The sequence below is a fragment of the Psychrobacillus sp. BM2 genome (assembly GCF_048572895.1).
Classification (GTDB): Bacteria; Bacillota; Bacilli; order Bacillales_A; family Planococcaceae; genus Psychrobacillus.
Window position 1 is genome coordinate 3788109 of the sequence record NZ_CP183878.1, and the last position, 20340, is coordinate 3808448.

General features: G+C 34.0%; 18 protein-coding genes and 2 pseudogenes. 4 read left to right on the top strand and 16 right to left on the bottom strand.

Going from position 1 to position 20340, the window contains the following annotated elements; all coding sequences use genetic code 11:
* Window positions 1-157: 157 nt before the first annotated feature.
* From ACN6MX_RS18605 to ACN6MX_RS18640, 8 genes and pseudogenes are all read right to left on the bottom strand, one after another.
* Window positions 158-472, bottom strand: coding sequence for an ArsR/SmtB family transcription factor (locus tag ACN6MX_RS18605; protein WP_419960293.1), 315 nt, complete (start codon window positions 470-472; stop codon window positions 158-160).
* A gap of 53 nt (window positions 473-525) precedes the next feature.
* A complete protein-coding gene (locus ACN6MX_RS18610) occupies window positions 526-1473 on the bottom strand; it encodes a cation diffusion facilitator family transporter (protein ID WP_419960294.1) in 948 nt (315 codons plus the stop codon).
* Window positions 1474-2708: 1235 nt separating this feature from the next.
* Window positions 2709-3017: pseudogene (locus ACN6MX_RS18615) on the bottom strand (DUF5643 domain-containing protein); the annotation flags it as partial.
* A gap of 51 nt (window positions 3018-3068) precedes the next feature.
* Window positions 3069-3392 carry a hypothetical protein gene (locus tag ACN6MX_RS18620; RefSeq protein WP_419960295.1) on the bottom strand — a complete coding sequence of 108 codons (324 nt, stop codon included), beginning with the start codon at window positions 3390-3392 and terminating at the stop codon, window positions 3069-3071.
* Window positions 3393-3922: 530 nt separating this feature from the next.
* Window positions 3923-4933, bottom strand: coding sequence for an ABC transporter permease (locus ACN6MX_RS18625; RefSeq protein ID WP_419960296.1), 1011 nt, complete (start codon window positions 4931-4933; stop codon window positions 3923-3925).
* A gap of 14 nt (window positions 4934-4947) precedes the next feature.
* The gene (locus ACN6MX_RS18630) at window positions 4948-5811 is read right to left on the bottom strand and encodes an ABC transporter permease subunit (protein WP_419960297.1); all 864 of its coding nucleotides are present in this window, start codon (window positions 5809-5811) and stop codon (window positions 4948-4950) included.
* 548 nt (window positions 5812-6359) lie between these two features.
* Window positions 6360-6503 (bottom strand): FDLD family class I lanthipeptide, encoded by a 144-nt coding sequence (locus ACN6MX_RS18635; RefSeq protein WP_419960298.1) that lies wholly within the window; start codon window positions 6501-6503, stop codon window positions 6360-6362.
* 621 nt (window positions 6504-7124) lie between these two features.
* Entirely contained in the window at window positions 7125-8036 is a 912-nt protein-coding gene (locus ACN6MX_RS18640; RefSeq protein ID WP_419960299.1) for a helix-turn-helix domain-containing protein, read from the bottom strand.
* Window positions 8037-8136: 100 nt separating this feature from the next.
* On the opposite strand from ACN6MX_RS18640, the gene ACN6MX_RS18645 reads away from it, so the two are divergent.
* The gene (locus ACN6MX_RS18645; protein ID WP_419960300.1) at window positions 8137-8298 is read left to right on the top strand and encodes a hypothetical protein; all 162 of its coding nucleotides are present in this window, start codon (window positions 8137-8139) and stop codon (window positions 8296-8298) included.
* Window positions 8299-8712: 414 nt separating this feature from the next.
* Here the strand turns inward: ACN6MX_RS18645 and ACN6MX_RS18650 are convergent, their stop codons facing one another.
* The 3 genes from ACN6MX_RS18650 to ACN6MX_RS18660 all read right to left on the bottom strand — a co-directional run bounded on the left by ACN6MX_RS18650 (window position 8713) and on the right by ACN6MX_RS18660 (window position 10422).
* Window positions 8713-9141, bottom strand: a complete 429-nt coding sequence (locus ACN6MX_RS18650) for a UTP--glucose-1-phosphate uridylyltransferase (RefSeq protein WP_419960301.1) — start codon at window positions 9139-9141, stop codon at window positions 8713-8715.
* An 89-nt stretch (window positions 9142-9230) separates the two neighbouring features.
* Window positions 9231-9629, bottom strand: a complete 399-nt coding sequence (locus ACN6MX_RS18655) for a VOC family protein (protein ID WP_419960302.1) — start codon at window positions 9627-9629, stop codon at window positions 9231-9233.
* A gap of 460 nt (window positions 9630-10089) precedes the next feature.
* The gene (locus tag ACN6MX_RS18660; protein ID WP_419960303.1) at window positions 10090-10422 is read right to left on the bottom strand and encodes a hypothetical protein; all 333 of its coding nucleotides are present in this window, start codon (window positions 10420-10422) and stop codon (window positions 10090-10092) included.
* Window positions 10423-10878: 456 nt separating this feature from the next.
* Between ACN6MX_RS18660 and ACN6MX_RS18665 the strand changes: the two genes are divergently transcribed.
* Together ACN6MX_RS18665 and ACN6MX_RS18670 are read left to right on the top strand one after the other, a co-directional pair.
* Entirely contained in the window at window positions 10879-11004 is a 126-nt protein-coding gene (locus ACN6MX_RS18665; protein ID WP_419960304.1) for a YjcZ family sporulation protein, read from the top strand.
* Window positions 11005-11200: 196 nt separating this feature from the next.
* Window positions 11201-11377 carry a hypothetical protein gene (locus ACN6MX_RS18670; RefSeq protein ID WP_419960305.1) on the top strand — a complete coding sequence of 59 codons (177 nt, stop codon included), beginning with the start codon at window positions 11201-11203 and terminating at the stop codon, window positions 11375-11377.
* A gap of 1010 nt (window positions 11378-12387) precedes the next feature.
* Here ACN6MX_RS18670 and ACN6MX_RS18675 read toward each other — a convergent pair.
* Entirely contained in the window at window positions 12388-12507 is a 120-nt protein-coding gene (locus tag ACN6MX_RS18675) for a YjcZ family sporulation protein (RefSeq protein ID WP_093268161.1), read from the bottom strand.
* A gap of 395 nt (window positions 12508-12902) precedes the next feature.
* Between ACN6MX_RS18675 and ACN6MX_RS18680 the strand changes: the two are divergent.
* A pseudogene (locus ACN6MX_RS18680) lies at window positions 12903-13661 on the top strand (IS110 family transposase); the annotation flags it as partial.
* Window positions 13662-13852: 191 nt separating this feature from the next.
* Here the strand turns inward: ACN6MX_RS18680 and ACN6MX_RS18685 are convergent.
* The 4 genes from ACN6MX_RS18685 to ACN6MX_RS18700 form a co-directional block, all read right to left on the bottom strand.
* Window positions 13853-14257 carry a DUF1259 domain-containing protein gene (locus ACN6MX_RS18685; RefSeq protein ID WP_419960306.1) on the bottom strand — a complete coding sequence of 135 codons (405 nt, stop codon included), beginning with the start codon at window positions 14255-14257 and terminating at the stop codon, window positions 13853-13855.
* A gap of 437 nt (window positions 14258-14694) precedes the next feature.
* Window positions 14695-15138: a hypothetical protein gene (locus ACN6MX_RS18690; protein WP_419960307.1), complete on the bottom strand. Its 444-nt coding sequence runs from the start codon at window positions 15136-15138 to the stop codon at window positions 14695-14697.
* Window positions 15139-16475: 1337 nt separating this feature from the next.
* Window positions 16476-18278, bottom strand: a complete 1803-nt coding sequence (gene glmS / locus ACN6MX_RS18695; RefSeq protein WP_419960308.1) for a glutamine--fructose-6-phosphate transaminase (isomerizing) — start codon at window positions 18276-18278, stop codon at window positions 16476-16478.
* 409 nt (window positions 18279-18687) lie between these two features.
* A complete protein-coding gene (locus ACN6MX_RS18700; protein ID WP_419960309.1) occupies window positions 18688-20292 on the bottom strand; it encodes a gamma-glutamyltransferase family protein in 1605 nt (534 codons plus the stop codon).
* Window positions 20293-20340: the final 48 nt, after the last annotated feature.

Genomic DNA, 20340 nt, shown 5'->3' on the forward strand with positions numbered 1-20340 from the left:
TTACATTATAAAGTACCTATAGGGGGTATGTAAAGTGTATTGATTTGTTATTTATAAAAGTGATACCTTTCATTTATTGGGTGTCTTCTATTTCACAAAAAAAAGGACTTATCTTAAGTCCTTTTACATTATTATCCTGATTCAACGAGCCTATGGATTAATGTTTTGCATGATCAATTGCCTGATGCAACAGATTCATAATATGGTCATCATCGCTTGAATAATATAAGGTTGTTCCTTCGCGCCGAAACTTTACTAAACGTAAATTTTTTAAAAAACGGAGCTGATGAGAAACCGTGGACTGTCCTAAATTGAGTGCCTCTGCAATATCGTTTACAGAATACTCCTCGCAACATAGTAAATTTAATATCCGTATGCGTGTTGGATCACCCAATGCTTTAAAAGTCTGAGATACAACAAAAAGAGTTTCATCATCTAATTCATGTGTGCTAGTTTGTATTTCTTTCGTCATACTATAATGCCCCCTGTTTTAAGCTTTAGTATTGGAAGCTCATATTTATCATGTTAGTGATGGTGGTGTGCATGTGCGTCTGGTGCCTTTGCTTTTACGTTACATAAAATTGAATTGTCATGTTTATGGGCAGCAGTTTCTAGTTGAATCGTCACATGCTGAATATTTTTATGCTCTAAAACATGTTCGATTTTACGAAGTAGTTTTTCGCTTTCTGCAATCGTCATTTGTTCCTCAACTACCATATGGCAGGACATTGCATTTAGACCACTTGTAATAGACCAAATGTGTAAATCATGGACACCTAGGATTTCCTTTTCCTGCTCAATTGTATTAACGATTTCGTTTACATTAACATTTTGAGGTGTTCCTTCCATTAATACATGTAGTGAGGCTTTCGCTACAAAGTAACCACTGCGTAAAACTAATGCAGCGACAATGACACTTGCTAATGGATCAGCCCATCCCCAGCCGAAGAACATGATTAGTAATGCTGCTATAATAGCGCCTACTGAGCCCAACATATCGCTGATCACGTGAAGAAATGCCCCACGCATATTTAAATTGTCATGTGTGTCACCACCTCGCATCATAATCCAAGCTACAAGGATGTTCACACCTAACCCAATACTACTGATGATAAGCATGCCGCTTGTCGCTACTTCAGGAGGATTAGCAAAACGTTCAATTGCCTCATAGAAAATGAAAAGTGCAATTACAATTAGTGTCACACCGTTCAAGACTGCTGCTAATATTTCAAAACGCTTATAGCCATAGGTTTTACTAACATTGGCCGCTTTATCACTTAGTGTAAATGCCAGTAGAGCAATCCCAAGTGATACGGCATCGCTTAGCATATGTCCTGCATCTGAAAGAAGGGCTAAACTGTTTGTCAGATATCCTCCTATCGCCTCTACAATCATATAAATAGTAATGATGAAGAACGAAATCAGTAATACCTTCTTATTTGCACCATTTGCATGGTTATGATTATCCGCCATTATAATCCCTCCTTCTAATTTATTTACAACTCCTAGTATCATTATATGATGATATATTCATATATGCACGTTATATGCATTATTTCCTTTTATCACATTCTTAATGTTACTCGAATCGAAATTTTAGTATTGCTGATTATTCACAAGCTAAAGTTACAATAGTTTAGGAAGGACCTTAACGATATTCAAGAAGAGGAACTAAAAGATACGATAACAGATACGGAATTAGACAACGAACCTTCAGATAAGGAAAATAAGAAACCGAACCCCCAAGGTGATAGTAATTCGATAAACGATGGTTAATTTGAAGGCGATGGTGTATATGCATGGAAATATTAGTAATCACCATTCGACTGAAGCTGAAGAAACAGACAGTGCGGTTGATAATAGATAAACCAAAAAAGTAAAAATTGCTCGGATTCATAATTTAGGAAACGAGCTTTTTTATATTAAGATTTCCTATATCAATGACAGTTGGTCGTAACTGTTTCTGAATAGGCAATCCTTTTTCTAATAAACAATCTAATTCTTCTCAATGTTCCTTAAAAATCATCTGCATTAAAAAATGACCCAAGGCAGTTTTATCGATTTGAGTCTTTTTTAATGACATTTGTAGCGGTACCCGACCTTGTTGTAATTCAAGCTAAGGAGAGTTAGTTTTAGTGACAACGACCTCTTTTATATTATGTTAAATTTATAGTTTAATTTTGATGAACAAAAAAAGCACGATTCATTTAAAAATTGAATCGTGCCCTAGGTTTAATTTTTTTCGATCAAATGTATAGTTCCCGACTTAGTTGGTGTCCAAAGACATTATTGTTGGTAACTCCAAAATTCAATAACAGCAATTAAATATGGATGTTTCAAAAAACTTTAATGCATTATAGTTGGTAACCCATCCAATCGTACTCCAAGGCTATTTTACATTAAAGTTGTTAACCCAATATTTTCCGTAATGTTATGGTTTTAACAATATAATACGCAGTAATTCTATACTGGCGATTGATTATTTCGGAAATTGAATATTTTACTAAAGCACCCTTTAGTTGAATATTCGATTACCGAAATTTATTACGATTAGAATTACTCACATAAAGAGATATATCGCCGTTTAGTAAAATATATATTAATAAATTTGACATTAAAAGTTTATATACAAAAACCAATGAAATCACAAATAGTAGCCCCCTATAAAAGTCTAGACTTCTAATTAACTTTTATAGGGTCTTTTGTTATTATTTTTTTAAATCTATGACAATCGGTTCAAGTTTTATTTCGGTTTTAGCTTCTCCATAGGTAGGACCCGCTATTTCAATCGGCTGAATAATCAATTGACTTGCACCTTCTTCAATAGAATCAAATGTGGAAGTTCCTTTAAATGTTTTGTAATCATCTGGTGACATGCTACTTCCACCTCTTCCGAGTTCATATACATTGCCTAGGTCATCTGAAATAATAAAGGTTGGCGACACACTTACCAATTCTGTTAGTAGTTCATCTGACACTACTTGTTCATAAGCAATTACTGTTGATATATCAGTGAACTCAACTGAATCGTTAAATTTTTGCTATTTACATCTGTCCAAAAGGAACTCTTAGAAATAACTTCTGTAATGATAAAGTATTGCCGCGATTGTTATGATGGTGTATGCCACAGACGTGAGGAAAGCAATATTAGAAGAAAACTCAAACCTTTTATCTTCCATTCTAATACCAGTTGAACCTTGAATACTCAAATCCAAGCGTCTAGTAACATAACCATCATTTTTAGAAGTAAAAAACCAAATAGTAATGGTGGCACCTATTCCAATGAAACATGAACAGTCAATGAAATTTGACTGTGTGAAATATGGTACTCCGAAACTCAAACCTGTTAAAACTAATAAAGTCATAACGATGGTTAGTAATTTTCGTTTCATATTATCTATCCCCCTTTAGATTCAAGTACTATACAACTAAACTATTAGTTAATATATACGATTATATAAACATTTGGTTTCATAAATATTTATTTGATTACACCCTTTTCCAAGTTCGGATAGTTACATCTGCTTTTCTAGAGTAAGCACGTTCTAGAACATCCTGAAGCTCTCCAAGGGCATATTCATCTATGTAGGGTTTCTCCACTAATAGAAAGGGCTCCGAACATATTTAACGTTGAGAGCCCTTTCTATATGTATCAACCTAAATTTACTTTAAGGAAAAGAAGCTGAAGTAATTCAACGAATCCTTTGGTGTATATCGATTTTTTGTTAGTTCTCTTACGTTTCTATATTTACTTATCAACTGAAAAGCTATGTGCCATTACCTTTGGTTTTTTTCCTTCTAAAAATGTAAGGGAAGGTAAAATGGTTTAGCGGAAGATAAGTTGGCTGAAAAATTCCAAAATCATTAGGAGAGTAAGATAAAGACAAGTAGGATATAAGCTCTGCTGTCTTTTCTTGCCAAATTATTCATTCACTTTTGCTTTTAGCAATTGAAACGAGTCTAAATTTTTTAGTTCCCCTATGGACACGTGTTCAGGCTTTTTAACAACTTGCTCATCTGTTGACAGAGTATTTTGAAATCCATCTAAAATACATTTAGTTGCTAAAATTAAAATGGTTAAGAAAACAATCGGTATAAAGGCTATCCATGGATAACCCGACCAGAGAAAACTCCACCACATACCTATTACACCTGCCCATTCATTCGATTGAGTTAGTGCTCGACTAATACCAAATAAGTCCTCTCTAATTGTAACTCCACCTATGAATATGCCTAATACTCCCAAGTGAGCCATAAGAAGTAAAGTGTGAAGAAATTCTCTAATAGAAATAATAAACAGCTGAGGAACTAAAAATGGAGCTATATGTTTTATAATGATACGTCTTGAACTGGCTCCTAACGTACGGGAACATCCAATGAATTCCATCTTATTTATTAATCGAATCTCATTTGCAATTAAGACAGACAATGAAGGAATAGCCACTATGGTCACAATAAAAATATAAAACAAAATTAATCCCCAGAATGAAGGTGGACTCTCCCCATACGATACTGCTTGTTTAGTCCATCCAAAAAGTAAAAAAACTAAAAGCGTAGTCGGAAAATAATTAATAGAATCAGCAATATATTTAATCGGTCTTTCAATTTTGTGTAACCAAAAGTGGATAATAAACCCAAATAAAGTCGAAGGTACAACTCTAAAGATTGTAATAACAATCCCGACTAAAATAGTATACTTCACGCCAATCAGCATCACTATCGCAATATTTCGACCAAAGTTATCTGCCCCTAAAGGAGGGTAAACATTCCAGTTATATGGGGCTGGCAGTGGCTTTCCATTATTATCATACAATAATGGAGAAATTGGAATCTGATCGTGAAAAACGAAATAATAGAAAACACTGGCGAATAAGAGAGCGCTGATTGTACCAAATCCAAAAAGAAATAATTTATTTTTAAATGTTCTTTTCATTATATTCACTTAGTTCACCATTCCAATCGTTGCCCGGTTTTTCGGAAGATAACTTCTGTTAAAAGAGTATAGACGATAAAAATAGGTAAATAAATCATCACAAGTGTAAAAGCAATAATTTCAGGCTGTGAATATTTAGTGATGAATGTAAAAATTCCGTATATATTAAAAAGTTTCTCGAAAATAACCATGGAAGATAAAAGAATCAAAATAACAGATTTGCTATGAATAATAATACTTGGCGTAATATTTCTTAATACATGAGAGAAAAAAATATGCGTCCTGCTAAACCCTTTATTTTTAGCGAAATGAACATAAGCTTTCTCCAATTCGTCATTTACTAAGTAAAGAATAACTTTAAAGATCATTAATGAAGGAATTAAAGATAAAGCAATAATTGGTAAAAAGTAAGTTTTATCCTGGCTTGTACCGATAATTGAAAACAGCTTTGTACCTGTTTGTTTATAATAATATAAAGCACAAAATTGAATAACGATTATGATAAGCAAATCCGGGATTGACTCTAACAAAGAGGCAATTTTAACAATAAATAAATTAATCTTTTTAGGCAATAATGTTGTTACATACGAAATCAAAACAGCAATAAACATAGATATTAATAATGCAGTTAAAAATATTGTAATAGAGTAAAAATAGTAATCCCAAAAATTAATAAAAATAGAATACTCAAATCCTGTCGGACCTATGAAAACTAAATTTCTTGGATGGATTAATGCATAAATAATATGAATAACAGAATCTATGTACAGCCCCATATCCAATTGAACCCCATTCATAAATAACCCAACGAATGCACTTACAAGAACTAAACCAATGACAACGCAAATGAGACGTAATATATTTCCTAATATAGACATTGTTTGAAACCTCTCTATTTAAAAGATTATTAAAAAACGTTATGATATTACGTCAAGAAAATAGCACAGATTTTTCTATCACACTTTCGCCTGGTGACCTTCATAAAAAAGTTCAAATAGAAGACGATTTAAACTTTTTAATGAAGGTAAATTCCTCGAATTCGTTTGGTGTAAAATAACCTAATTGGAATGGCGCTTGGAATTTCGGAAGAACTGTACAGCATTTTTTCGCGTCTTATCTCGTTTAAAACTTTGTTTGATGTCTCGTTATGGTTGATATATTTATTATAACAATCTATGTCTACTATTAATCTAGTAATTGCCATTTATAGATTGGTATGTCATAACCACAAATTGTAATAGTAATATTACCAATATTTGATTAAGGCTACCATTACCTTTTAAATAACTTGCAAGATTTGTTATCAAATTTTCTGTTAAAAATACTAATGATAAGGGCACAAAACCATTTATTACTCTTATTAATGATGTGTAAATTAGCCAAGATTTTGAATATTTCCAAACTATTTTTATTATGTTTAATAACATTATATCCCCATGCAAATGCAGTCAATTCCTGTGGAAATTGGTTGACAAGCAAAAGTACATTGATAATATGTAATTGAATTTTTCTCGGTCTCATTTTGATTAGTTGATTTATTAACCTGTAGATCTAAATCGAAATAATCCATTTTTGCACCCCCAAATTTTAATTTGCCCCATAAAGTCTAAATACTATCATCAAAGCAATGCGGTGGTCGTAAAAAAGAATAATGAAATAAATAACAACATAAATAGACTTTTCACTAAAACTTCCTACATAATTTCCCCCTTAAAATTTATACTACAAAATAATCATAATTCACAGAACATATAAAAATATATAGGATGTTATGCAAGATTATTGCATCACATAAATCCTTATGGCGAATAGTTTATATGACGAAAAAAAAACATTTAAAAGGTAATCTACCTAATAGAATGTTTTTTTAAAAGACCATGAATTTTAATTAACAAAGTAATAATTATACTTAGCATCACTATTATTAAAACCGTACTAACGAGAACCGCATCTAGCGTTACTTAACGAAGGCTAGGAGTACATATCCTACCAAAAAACTACCTAAAAAAATTAAAATGCCGATTGAGACATATCGAGACATACAAGCACTCCCACCCAATATTAAAGTTTTTTATAATATTAATTATGCTACTAATCTATATAAGATGTCATAATATAAATTAAATGCAACTTAATATATATAGGATGTTATGCAAGATTGTGAAGAGGTACTTCATTACTAAAAATCCCTCTATAACCCTTTTTTCTTACTAAAGTAATATGTATTATCCTCAACACTTTTCTTTTTTGATAAAAGACTGTGTAAATCTTCTTTAGCTAAGTTTAAATTAGTTTGTTTTTTCGTTAAAGTGAATACGAGAATGGCATTGTTAAAAGCTTCTTCTGCTTCATCTAAAAAATCGCATTTTTCAGAAAGTAACCCTAGCATATGGTATACCTTTCCCAGTGAATACATTGATTGATGGGTATTCATATAATATAGAATTTCCTGAGTAACCTCGAATGCTTCATTAAAGAGACCTAATTTATATAAAGCATAAGCATAGTTATATCTTACTCTTGGTAAAAGTGTAGAATCTTCATAAGTTTTTTGTCTCAGCACTTTTTCGTTAATTATTTTGTATATTTTAATTGATTCCTCTATATTATTAGTGGATAGATATATAAGACCAATGGAATTTAATATACCTATATCCAGTTCAGAGCCACAGGTTTTTGTACTGACAAGTTTATTTAAAATACATAATGCATCCTCAACTCTATTCTCTTCCTTGTGGAGAAGTATCGCTCTATGCCATTGTATAAATTTCCTGAACTCTTCTTTTATATAGGTGGAGGTTACACCTTCTATAACTTTGTCACACTCTCCCAACGTTAATTTTAATGACAGAAAATCATCTCTATATGTGAATACTCTACAGCGTTTCTTTAATTCATTGATCTCTTCATTTAAAGGAAATAACTGGTTTAAAGGAATTTCCAGTTTCATACAAATATCATTTAATATCTCTAATCTCGGTAGTTGTTTCCCATGTTCTAATCTATATATGGTAGATTCATCACATAGATTTTCCGCCAAAGCTTTAATAGAAAGACCTTTAGACTTTCTAAAATATGCCACTTTTCTTCCTAAACCATCCATTTTACCACCCCTATGACAACAATTTCTTGCATAACATCCTATATATCTTCTCATTATTTTACATTATATTAATAAATAAGACATAGATTAGGAGGAAGAAATGAGAAAAAAACATAGAAAAATAGCGATTACGGTACTTCTAGCGTTTGGAATATTTATTAATTTCTCTAGTACCATTCATGCTGAAGTTAATAAACCCTCCATAACGCTAGGCACTTTATCTAATCAACCTAATAATGACCCTATAATTGGCGATCACTAAGATAAGAAAACTGTAATTGGAATTTTTCTTTAAGCTTAAATACCTATAATTTTATTATTTACTTAAACTTTTACATATTTATAGACTCGGATACATTAACTTGGGGTGATTCCTTTTTCAGTTTCATTGCATTTTTTGTCACTCCTGAAAAACATATATCCTTTAGAATTTTATTAGAATGCATATGTGAATAATGAAAGTGTTCAAAACCTTTGTAAACAAAGGGTCACGTTCCTTTTTGCTTGTTGTAGAAGGGTCTTCTTAGAGTCTAAAAGAACAAAATAAATAGTTTATACAATGTGTGACATTGACATTATATTAAGGCACAAGCAAATCAATGCTTTGTGCCTTATCTCAATATTTAATGTTACATATTATCAGAGCAGTTTTATAATTTTATCGGTATCCTATTATTCAATGACGATATTCCAACTCTTTAAAGACATAAATTTTCCTCGTGCTAACTGTTCCTTTAGGTCCATCATGTCCAAGTCGAGTTCCCTGACCTCCTGCGATGAGTACCACTGCTACTTTCTTTTCTTTTAGAAGTTTAAGTCCGTGTTCTTCATACATCTTTCTTTTTGAGTCACTAAGGCTTAGGACAGATTCATATTCGATAGGAAGAATTTCTCGTTTACTATTGTTTGGTGGAGTAGAAAGTTGACTGGATGCAACTTTAATCTCTTCAAAATCAATTTCATTTATTTGATTTATTAAAGCTTCTTTCTCTTTTGGGCTTAATACATTATAAAAGGAAAGAAGATGTCCTTGTCCAAAACGATTTATTTTTTCTTTTATATATTCAAATCTTTCCATGTCACTACTCCTTAAATTATTTTTCATTTAAAGCCCTCATCTGTATGTTATTCGTAACACATTTGCTGAATTCCTTCTTAAACTAAACTGCCCCGTTAGTGAAAAAGCCTCTCCACCTATTGAGGAGACACGAGTTCTACTTTTATTCTATCTGGGTCTTCGAAATAAACAGCATAATAATTATCTCCCGCAGCAAAAGGATGCTTGTTTGTATAAAGAATATTTATTCCTCTATCCTTTAATTTGTTTGTCATTTCGTTAACATGTTTGCGTGAGCTTGCATGAAACGCTAGATGATTAAGACCTACTCGGCATCTATGATACGGAACGTCTAAAAATCTGTCCTCTGTTTGTACAAAAACAATGTATGTATCACCTATTTTCCAACTTCGTCCACTTACCCAATCTTGAAATGGAGTATATCCTAATTCTTCAAGAAGCCACCCCCAAAAGTCTACTGTTCTTTTTATATCTGATACATATATTTCAATATGATGGAGTAACCCCTTTGACAATGAAAACCCTCCCCTATTTTCTGTTTTAGTTGAATAACAATAAAGGCTGTCTTCTGACAGCCTTGTTGTGCTAAAGCACCCGTTAGTTTAAGTACAATACTTCACAATCTTTTTTACGACTTAATAAACTTAATTCCTTAAATGCGTTATCAATGCAAAAATTACGCCATCTTTTTGGGGTCTCGCCAGATTTTTGTGGATTTACAACGATAAGTAATATGCAAAGTCTTATACAATAACTGAGATTGTACAGCATTGCTCAAAATGCCTCCAAACCGTTGCTATAATTGCCTTTTAACGAAAGTGCATAAAACAATGTATAGATAATGTTCACATAAAAAGCCACGAAACGTTGATTTAACACCATTTGTGGCTTTTTTGTGTATTTCCAAACTTTTATTTGGGAACGTTCTTTCAACTACATATGTATATTTATTCTTCAATTTTTTCAAAGAATAAGCTACTCACCTGTGTGTGAATCGATAAGCTTTCTTGTCTTTAAATCGTAAATTTTATAATCCATTGTCCACATACGGTCTTTGGTCACCGTAACCTCACAGTAATAAGGAATTGATTTGCCATAAGCATAAGCATCGAGTTCAGGAATCTCATAGAAATTAAATCGTTCGTCTGTTTGAAGCATATTGAAAGTCGAATCAGAAGAACGACCAGATGAAGATATTTCTATCGTGCATTTACCATTAACAACATCAAAGTCTTTCATTATTACATATTTTAAACTTGGAACAGTCATCCATAAAATTAGGAGTCCTATTAAAAAACCGCTCAGCATTTTAATAGTCGACCAAAACTTAATTTCTCTCTAACTATTAACACACCTAAACTAAATAAAAATAATAATAAAAAACAATAACCCCCTCCCTACAATAAGTCATTACTATATTTACGTTAATTCAATTATAAAAGTTTCAAAAGTCATCTTTATAACATTCCCAAAGCGTCCTTTGGTAACATTTCTTAACTTAGCGTTGTAAATCTGACGATAGTCCTTGTTGCACTAAACTGCGGCGTTAGTAAAATTACTCATTATGTCTATAATTCTATTAAGTTGGCAATAACCCCTTTAATATTACTATTTTAGGGTGAATAGAATTGTTACTGTTAAAAGAAAAAATGCGACGCTAGTGATACTTACCAAATTAGTCCAAGTCCATTCATATTTTTGACATAATATATTTTAAGGACGTATTCAAGTAATCCTTAATTTTAATGAAGGAGGTGAAAATATATGAGTGAAGGATCATATGATGAAAACTATAGTGGTGGCAGTAGAAACAACTCAGGCTTTGCATTGATTGTCGTATTGTTTATTCTCCTTATCATCGTGGGAGCTTCTTTTATGAGTTCTTACTAATCTCTATGTGATGAATAATATTTGATATTTTTCGCTTTATGAGTATTACCACTACGATTAATCAGGATAAGGGCAGGTTCAAGCAATCCGCCCTTTATTATAGATTATTGAATGGAGAAATATACAATCAACAATATAAGGAGATTTATTTAGCACGGATTCAAAGAATGTTCAAACTATAGAAAGGAGGGATATTATGGAACCCTTTGTTATGAGAAATATGGGTCGTCGGGTTATGATGAGAGATAGAATGGGTAGAAGACGTATCGGTATGATAGATGGATTTGTCCCTGGAAGAGGAGTGTTTATACGAAATCGCTTTAGAAGAGAATTTATTCCTTTCTTCCTAATCGCAACTCTATTTTTAATATAAAAATAAGTTAGAATGCGATTAGTACCTCTACTTCACACAATTGTATAACTCTTCATGTTGTTCTTTATTAGTATTTAGTAATCAAATATTTTCACCTACAACTATGTTGTTCTTTTATTGAACATGGTTGTAGGTGAAATAAAACTTGGTGCTCGTTATTGTGGTACCTTATGTTTATAAGAATAGTCTGAATTCTTGCAAAACTGGATGAACGACCTTAACAGTAAAATTGAGAAAAATAGGCAATGTAAATGATTCCATCCTCTATTCATTAAGATTTGTCTTTCATCAAAAAAGTCCATTAATAATTTCGTTTTCCATTAACACTTTGTATTCTTAAATTAATATTCATCAATCTGGAATCAGTACAACTATATATCCGGATTTACCTCATGATCAGTTTTCTTAAACTAAAGAAACCTTTTTATTTGTTTAAATAGACAAACATAAAAAGTCGATTCCTCTTTAGGTAAAGGGATTCGACTTTTTTAGATTGAAAATTTATTTCGTTTTGTCAGCTAATTCTTTTGATGCATTAGTAAGTTGATCGCTCAATGTTTTTAATGCATCTTTCCGGGAACAAACTTCATTAGCAGAGAAAATTGCATCTAATAAAAAGAAGAAAGGAATTGCAGGAATTAACTGAGAACCATCCAAGTTTCACTGTAGACGACATAAGAATAGAACCTAAAATGAACGTGTATAGCAGTGAAGGTGAAACATTGATGGGAATGAAGAACAAACACATAACAAATAGAAATTGCGGGATAAATGCAATTATCTCACAGTTTCTTTACAATAAAAAAACGACCAACTCATTTAGGAGAAGGTCGATTTTTAGAAGAGGAGATTCAAAATCGGATTGTAACGATATTATTTTTGCCTACTTAATTAATCATCTCTCTAAAATCGTTTATAAAATAGACAAATAAATTGCCCTACGACTAAAAAGTGATGTTGTCAAAGCTGAAACTCTCTCGATTAATCCAAATAATCTACATTATTTTTGTTTAGTATCTCATAAAAGTTGCTCCAACAATGATTAGTAAGATAAACAATACTACAATCAATACGAAGGTCGACCCGTTGTTACTGTACCCACCATATGAGCTTTCACCACATCCATACATAATATATCCACTCCTTTCCTAATGATATTTATAGATTATGAAAGAATTATGTTATAGATAAGGTAATTTATCATGTATCGCAGAATTTATTTAGTTGGAGAGTTTTTTTGTGCAAATTTGAACTAAACACATAATTTAGGAAGCTATTTTTAGTTAGGCTTTCAAGTAAAATAATAAAGCCCCACCCACAATTAAGTGAGCAGGACTAATTATTATTTACATTTAAATCGTTCAAGCATTTCTTTAGAGGGAATTTCGTATTTGAAAGGCTCAGGAATCTTAGTCCCCCACATGCCACCTCAAACATTATACTGCCCTCCATGATCTTCACGGTAGTTGTATATGCGATATTCTTCAGTTGGGTTCAATATTTGAACAAATTCCAATTTCTCACCTTAGTATTTCCTGAATACTGTGGGGTTTTTGGAGATCTTTATTCAGATGTCTCCTTACTGACCTTACAAGTATTTCCTACTTCTGAGGAAGTGATGGGAACAAGTGAAGAAACAATCGCCAAAAAAATAAAGGAATTCTGTAAAAGTCGTTCTCAAAAATGGGCAAACAGTCAGTCAGAAAAGTTAAAGGCTGCCGCAGATCGCAACCCATTCCAGAAAACCCTGTACAATAGTCTTATCTTAAGCATAAATATGTATATTAAGATGCTTCTGGAATATAAAAAACATCTATCAGATCTGGAAAGAGAGATAGATGCTTTAGCGAAAAGTATGGAAGAATATAAGATTCTCCAATCCATCCCCGGTATCGGTGAGAAAATCGCAGCAACGATTATTTCGGAGATTGGGGAGATTGAACGGTTTAATCATCCTAAAAAGCTAGTTGCCTTTGCAGGAATTGATCCAAGTGTTTTTGAATCTGGTACATTCAAAGGTACTTTGAATCGGATTACCAAAAGAGGTTCTAGTAGACTACGACATGCCTTATATATGGCCGTTAAAAGTGCCATTCGTGATTGTCGTAAGAAGAAAACGACAGATGAAATCATTCCTCGCAATAAGAGATTACGGGAGTTTTATGATAAGAAACGTGAAGAAGGCAAGCCCTTTAAAGTAGCTGTAATAGCATGTGCAAACAAGCTTTTACATTGGATTTATGCACTTTTAAAAAGCAAATCAGATTTCCAAGATCTGGCCTAGTGTTAAAATATAACTAAAAGCCTAAACCTTTCCAAACGTAGAAAATTGAAAGGTTATTTGGCATGCACAAATTTAGTATAGCATGAAATATTTTGTTGTTTATTAATAAATATTGACAAACTATTGGCTGGTTTAGTTGAAGAAGATAACTTCTAAATATACGGTTTTAAATTTCTTCATTTGTAATATTATTATGGAATGGGTCGACTGCTTAAGTAGGAGAACGTTCTTTCAACCTTTGTTGCAAATTGTAATGGCGGTTCAACAGATTGAACGTGCATATATAGTATCATAGGTTCTATTAAAATCCAGTGATTATGCAAAGCACTGACAATTAGGCCTTGCTGTGTAACCGCCCACATGAATGATGGTATCTCTTCTTGCAAAATAGCAATCTCCAAGATGTTTAAGGCAATTCCATTCTGGTCCAATGATTCAAATTCAATTCCCACAGGTGTAACGGACTTACTTGGTTTACCTTGCACGGTAGCATTGAAACTTCGTTTCAAGGATACAGAACAAACATCTCGATTTATGTCTGCTTTCCCACCAAGGATTTGTGCGAACTGTTCACAAATCGATTGGAATGAACCCATTGTTTGATTCCCGCATTGTTGATTTGGTGTACATTTGCATTGATCTCCACACCGACAATGTGGATTATTACAATCTGGATTTGAACATGTTCTAACCACATCAGAATATTCCTGTGAATATCCATCATTACCTTTGATGATAGTTCCTCCTCAATATCTTTATCATAGTGTATGACTTAGGCTTTGAGTTGTTACTGTACTTCTAGGAGATACAATTAGAACCGAAACCACAATCTTTAGGATGTAGGTGAATCTGGCCCTTCAATAGCGATTTTTTATCTTTATTGGACTAACCTGCACCGTTAGTTTAAGTGTAATGTTTCACAATGATCGGAGATCAACTTAATGTTTTGGACATAAAAATAGACCATCGAAATGATGGCCATGTTTTGCTAAAGCACCCGTTACTTTAAGATCACTAACTTTTGTTTTCAATTTTATTTAGATTTTTTAATCCAAATTTTCCAATCAGAAATCCCTTCAACCTCAAAAATGTTTAAATCACCAACAACTGGAACCTCGCTTTTAATATAACCCACTTCATATCCAAATTCGTCACTTATAATTACGGTTTGAATGTCACCATTTTCCTCAAATGGTCCATTCATTTGAACTATTCCTTTAGTTACCCATTGACCATCTTCTTTATGAACGTCAGCTACCCAAATATCCTTATCATTCATTGCACCTCTAAAAACAATTAAAACTAACTCTTCATTCACTTTATGAGAACCATACACATTTATTTCTCTTTCTTCGTTTCCAATCTCTATCGTCTTTAAAGCATCTTCTGGATTATTAACTAAATTTTGATTACTTTCAGTACACCCTGCAAGTAAAAAACCAAATGATATAACTATAATGTTTAACTTTGACTTCATTTTTTTCGCCCTTTCCAATTATTAAAATAAGTACTCGGTTCATTACAAATCAATTACACTAAACTGCCGCGTTAGTTTAAGTGTAATGTTTCACAAACTTTCCTATACAGGGGTTCTTATTCCCCTTTTATAGGGCTTGCAAAAATCAATTTCATAGTATTTTACTCCATTATAAGTTCAACAAAAAGAGTGTTAATCACTTTATTTCCAGAATCTACGCTCCTTTATATTTCATCATTTCTCTCAAAACCTTTTTTAGGTCAACTCCTTCAAAAACAACTTTTCTTCATATACTCCTTAAATTCGCTCGATTTTCTGCCGTTTTTGCGTTAATCCTTCTTGGAACAACGCCCGTTATTTCAATAATTTTCTAAGTTATTAATATCTATATTTCAACTACTATATTAGCAATTGTAGGGATTATGATGGTTTGATTTCATCCGTATTCATTTCAGAAAGCCAAAACGTCGCAATCCATCTTCTTAAAAATGACGACATTAAACGTTCCACTTCAACGTTATATTTGGACTAATTTAGGATATCTAATATCCTAAGTTAGGGCAAATAACCCCTATCTTAAAGTAAATCCACCATATGATATTTAGATTATTAAAATAAGGAGTGAATTCAAATGGTCAACCCATTAGGTCAGCCGTGGCAGCAAGGTCAGCCATGGCAACAATGTCATCTGTGTCAACAAGGTCAGCCGTGGCAACAATGTCATCTGTGTCAACAAGGTCATCCGTGGCATCAGGGTCATCCGTGGCAACAATGTCATCTGTGTCAACAAGGTCATCCGTGGCATCAGGGTCATCCGTGGCAGCAAGGTCATCCGTGGCATTAGAGTCAGCCAGGATAAGAGCATCATGAGTCCAATTGGAACCAAAGACATGAATTCCAACCTTATTTGCAGCCTGGACACCACTGGCAACAATAGAGTATTCTAGTTTTTATTTTTTTTTATAGAATACAATTGCAAAACAAGCACTGATCAATTATCAAGTCACTAAACGCTTTTTAAATGTTGACCAAGTAAAAGTAAGAACTGATGCCTTAATATTAAGCATCAAATCTTCCTTTTACTTTTGTCGGATCTACCTTTTATTAAATAGAGCTTCTTATTAAAGTAAACTGTCCCGTTAGGTTAAGTGAAATCCTTCACAATCTATAGTTATTTTAAAATAAGCAACCAATAAAAAATCACCTCTCAGAAAAACTTGAGAGGTGATTTTAACAGACTATAATCCAACTAAATTGGATATATTAATGCGTAACTCTTCAATGACAGTTACCAACTATGTTGTAACTGGACAATAAAATATAATTCTACCTAATCCCTATTCCACAGTAACAGATTTTGCAAGGTTTCTAGGCTTATCTACGTCACAGTCTCTGTGTAATGCTGCAAAATAGCTAATAAGTTGTAATGGAATTACCGCTACTAACGGAGCGAAGAGCTCGTTAACTTTTGGAAGTACGTAGCGATCTCCTTCTTCCTCATGGCCTTCCATTGCAATGATACATGGGTTTGCACCACGTGCTACTACTTCTTTCACGTTACCGCGAATGTTTAGGCTTACTGCTTGTTGAGTAGCTAAAGCAATGATAGGTGTGCCATCTTCAATAAGGGCGATTGTACCGTGTTTTAGTTCTCCACCAGCAAAGCCTTCTGCCTGGATGTACGAAATTTCTTTAAGTTTTAATGCACCTTCTTGGCTTACGTAGAAGTCTACGTTGCGTCCAATGAAAAATGCATTTCTAGTAGTTGCTAAAAACTCTTTTGCGATTGCTTCCATCTCTTCTTTAGAATCTACAATTGCTTGAACAGCATTTGCTACTATTCCTAATTCTTTCACAACATCAAATTCTAAAGTTTTCCCTTGAGATTGGGCATATACAGAAGCAGTTACCATTAATACTGCAACCTGTGCTACATATGCTTTTGTAGAAGCAACGGCAATCTCTGGACCTGCATGAAGTAAAAGTGTATGATCTGCTTCACGGGAAAGAGTAGAACCCGGTACGTTCGTCATTGTGATCGTTGGGTATCCTAATTTTTTTATCTTCACAAGTACTTGTCTGCTATCTGCAGTTTCTCCTGATTGTGTTAGGAACATAAAGATTGGTTTTTCTGATAGTAGTGGCATATTGTAGCCAAATTCACTTGAAATATGCACTTCCACAGGGATACCAGCAATTTTCTCAAAGTATTCTTTTCCGATAAGACCACCATGATAGCTTGTTCCAGCCGCAATGATGTATAGGCGGTCAGCATCTTTAAGGGCTGATAAAATGGCAGGATCAATTGTAAGTTCTCCTTGCTCATTTTGGTAAGCTTGTATAATTTTACGAATAACAGCTGGCTGCTCATCGATTTCTTTTAACATATAATGAGGGTATGTTCCTTTTTCAATATCGCTCATATCTAGTTCTGCTTTATATGGAGCACGTTCCACTTTTGTGCCTTCCAATGTTTGAATTTCTACAGAATCTTTGCGTACGATTACAATTTCTTGATCATGAAGCTCCACATACTGCTCCGTTACTTGAAGCATCGCCATTGCATCAGAAGCTACAACGTTGAACCCTTCTCCAACGCCTATTAGTAATGGTGATTTATTTTTCGCCACATAAATAGTATCTTCGTCTTCATTGTCTAGTAATGCAAGAGCATAGGAACCATGTATTAAATGCAATGTTTTGCGAAGTGCATCAATTGTAGATAATCCGTCTTTAGAAAAACGCTCTATAAGCTGCACAATTACTTCTGTATCTGTTTCAGAAGCCATTTCTACATCAGCTAAGTACGCTTTCTTCATCAAATGGTAGTTTTCAATTACTCCGTTATGCACTAACGTAAAACGTTTTGTTGTACTTTGATGGGGATGTGCATTTTCATGGTTTGGTACGCCATGAGTTGCCCAGCGAGTATGACCAATTCCAACAGTTGCTCCTACTTCTGTATCTACTACATCGCGTAAATCTGCAATACGACCTTTTTCTTTAAATACCATTACTCCATCTTCGTTTATTACAGCAATACCTGCTGAATCATAGCCACGGTATTCTAATTTCTCTAATCCTTTTAATAAAATTTCCTTTGCATCTGTTTCTCCAATATATCCAACAATTCCACACATAATCTAAATTCCTCCGTTTACATTCATGTCAAAATAAGCTCTCTACACATGATGCGTAGTAGCAAATTAAGCTAAGAATGCCTTCTTTTCCATCTGTCATCCAATCACTCGAATGTTTTATGGAAAAGAATAACAACCGGGCAAATACGGTCGGGAGGCATCCGCCGAAAGTTCGATAACCTCCACCTCGTCTGCTGAAGATGATTTTCCGTCCAATTTCTTCAGCTCTGGCGCTATAATTGTTTTCTATGTTTTACGCGTTACCTGTCCTCCATTTCTACGCGGTTACTAAATTAGCAACTTCTACATTATATATGTTCATAGTATGCTCGTCAATTTAAAGGGTGCAGGGGATTTTAACCAACTAAAAGAGCCACTACAAAAGTAATAGCTCTCTACTTATTATAATCTACCAAGCTGCAATCGACCCATCAGTACGAGACTCGGTTCCTCCCTGAAGAACTCCTGTTTCATAGTTTCGCCAAATAATCTGTCCTCTACCAAAGCTCCCACTATCTGAAGCAACCTGAATTTGATGCCCCTTTTGGACGAGACTTTGAACAAGATAGCTTGGAAATTCTGGCTCTACATATATCATTTTTCCTTTCATCCACTGCCATCTCGGCATATCTAGTGTCGCCTGTGGGTTTAACATATAATCTATCGTGTTCGTCACTATTTGGAAATGCCCCTGTGGCTGCATATAACCTCCCATTACACCAAAGGGTCCTACTGCTTTTCCTTCTTTGCTTAGGAAGCCTGGAATGATAGTATGAAATGTTCTTTTCCCTGGTTTTAACACATTGGGATGAGTGGCATCTAAAGAGAAGTCATATCCTCTATTTTGCAAAGCAATTCCTGTGTCTGGAATAACTATTCCTGAACCAAACCCCATATAGTTACTTTGGATATAAGAAACCATGTTTCCTTCTTCATCAGCAGTAGCTAAATATACAGTTCCACCTTTAGGGATGTCGTAAATCTCTGGATTGCCTGCATCTTCGTTTATCGTGTTAGACCGTTGTTTTGCGTACTCCTCTGATAACAGCTGCTTAACACTAATCGGCATTTCGGCAGACTCTGTTATAAATGCCTGACCATCCGTGAAAGCTAACTTCATCGCTTCTATTTGCTGGTGGAGAGTCTCCCCGCTTTGCCATCTCGGTTCCCCCAAATTTTTGTATACATTCAGCGCCATTAAAGCAATCATCCCTTGCCCATTCGGGGGAATTTCCCAAACATCATAACCTTTATAATTAACTGAAATAGGCTCTACCCATTTCACTTTATATGTACGAAGATCATCTTTGCATAAATAACCTCCATATTTTTTCATAAACTTATCAATTTTCTCTGCAATTTCTCCTTCATAGAAATCACGTGCATTCGTTTCTCCTATCGCTCGTAATGTCCGTGCATGACCAGGCGAGCTCCACATCTCTCCTATTTCTGGAGCTCGACCATTTGGTGCAAAAGTTTCAAACCAAGCATTAAATTCCTCGGAAGTAAACGTAGTTTTATATTTATTATATGCAAGCCTCCAATATTTTCCGAGTATCGGAGTTAATGGATACCCTTCCTCTGCATATTGAATAGCAGGCTCTAAAACTTCTTGTAGTGATAGTTTTCCAAATCTTTCTGACAACGCAGCCCAAGCCGCTGGAACCCCCGGGACCGTCACAGGTATAACTCCATAAACAGGCATTTTGTCATACCCTTTTCCTTTTAATCCTTCAGCAGAAATAGACTGAGGTGCAGGACCAGAAGCGTTTAAACCGTAGAGCTTATCTTTTGTCCACACTAACGCAAAGGCATCTCCACCAATTCCATTAGAGGTGGGTTCTACTACTGTAAGTGCTGCTGCTGTAGCTATTGCGGCATCAATTGCATTGCCACCCTTTTTTAATATATCCAATCCTGCTTGTGCGGCTAAAGGTTGTGAGGTGGCAACCATTCCTTTTTTCGCAAATACCGTATGGCGCTTTCCTTGAAATGGGTGATGTAAATAATCCATAAGAACTTAAGAACTCCCTCTTATACCACTTTTGCAGGTATGATTTGA

Excerpts from the sequence above, each read along its gene's own strand:
- ACN6MX_RS18605 (WP_419960293.1), bottom strand. The coding sequence starts at position 472 with ATGACGAAAGAAATACAAACTAGCACACATGAATTAGATGATGAAACT.
- ACN6MX_RS18610 (WP_419960294.1), bottom strand. The coding sequence starts at position 1,473 with ATGGCGGATAATCATAACCATGCAAATGGTGCAAATAAGAAGGTATTA.
- ACN6MX_RS18620 (WP_419960295.1), bottom strand. The coding sequence starts at position 3,392 with ATGAAACGAAAATTACTAACCATCGTTATGACTTTATTAGTTTTAACA.
- ACN6MX_RS18625 (WP_419960296.1), bottom strand. The coding sequence starts at position 4,933 with ATGAAAAGAACATTTAAAAATAAATTATTTCTTTTTGGATTTGGTACA.
- ACN6MX_RS18630 (WP_419960297.1), bottom strand. The coding sequence starts at position 5,811 with ATGTCTATATTAGGAAATATATTACGTCTCATTTGCGTTGTCATTGGT.
- ACN6MX_RS18635 (WP_419960298.1), bottom strand. The coding sequence starts at position 6,503 with ATGGATTATTTCGATTTAGATCTACAGGTTAATAAATCAACTAATCAA.
- ACN6MX_RS18640 (WP_419960299.1), bottom strand. The coding sequence starts at position 8,036 with ATGGATGGTTTAGGAAGAAAAGTGGCATATTTTAGAAAGTCTAAAGGT.
- ACN6MX_RS18645 (WP_419960300.1), top strand. The coding sequence starts at position 8,137 with ATGAGAAAAAAACATAGAAAAATAGCGATTACGGTACTTCTAGCGTTT.
- ACN6MX_RS18650 (WP_419960301.1), bottom strand. The coding sequence starts at position 9,141 with ATGAAAAATAATTTAAGGAGTAGTGACATGGAAAGATTTGAATATATA.
- ACN6MX_RS18660 (WP_419960303.1), bottom strand. The coding sequence starts at position 10,422 with ATGCTGAGCGGTTTTTTAATAGGACTCCTAATTTTATGGATGACTGTT.
- ACN6MX_RS18665 (WP_419960304.1), top strand. The coding sequence starts at position 10,879 with ATGAGTGAAGGATCATATGATGAAAACTATAGTGGTGGCAGTAGAAAC.
- ACN6MX_RS18670 (WP_419960305.1), top strand. The coding sequence starts at position 11,201 with ATGGAACCCTTTGTTATGAGAAATATGGGTCGTCGGGTTATGATGAGA.
- ACN6MX_RS18675 (WP_093268161.1), bottom strand. The coding sequence starts at position 12,507 with ATGTATGGATGTGGTGAAAGCTCATATGGTGGGTACAGTAACAACGGG.
- ACN6MX_RS18685 (WP_419960306.1), bottom strand. The coding sequence starts at position 14,257 with ATGGGTTCATTCCAATCGATTTGTGAACAGTTCGCACAAATCCTTGGT.
- ACN6MX_RS18690 (WP_419960307.1), bottom strand. The coding sequence starts at position 15,138 with ATGAAGTCAAAGTTAAACATTATAGTTATATCATTTGGTTTTTTACTT.
- glmS (WP_419960308.1), bottom strand. The coding sequence starts at position 18,278 with ATGTGTGGAATTGTTGGATATATTGGAGAAACAGATGCAAAGGAAATT.
- ACN6MX_RS18700 (WP_419960309.1), bottom strand. The coding sequence starts at position 20,292 with ATGGATTATTTACATCACCCATTTCAAGGAAAGCGCCATACGGTATTT.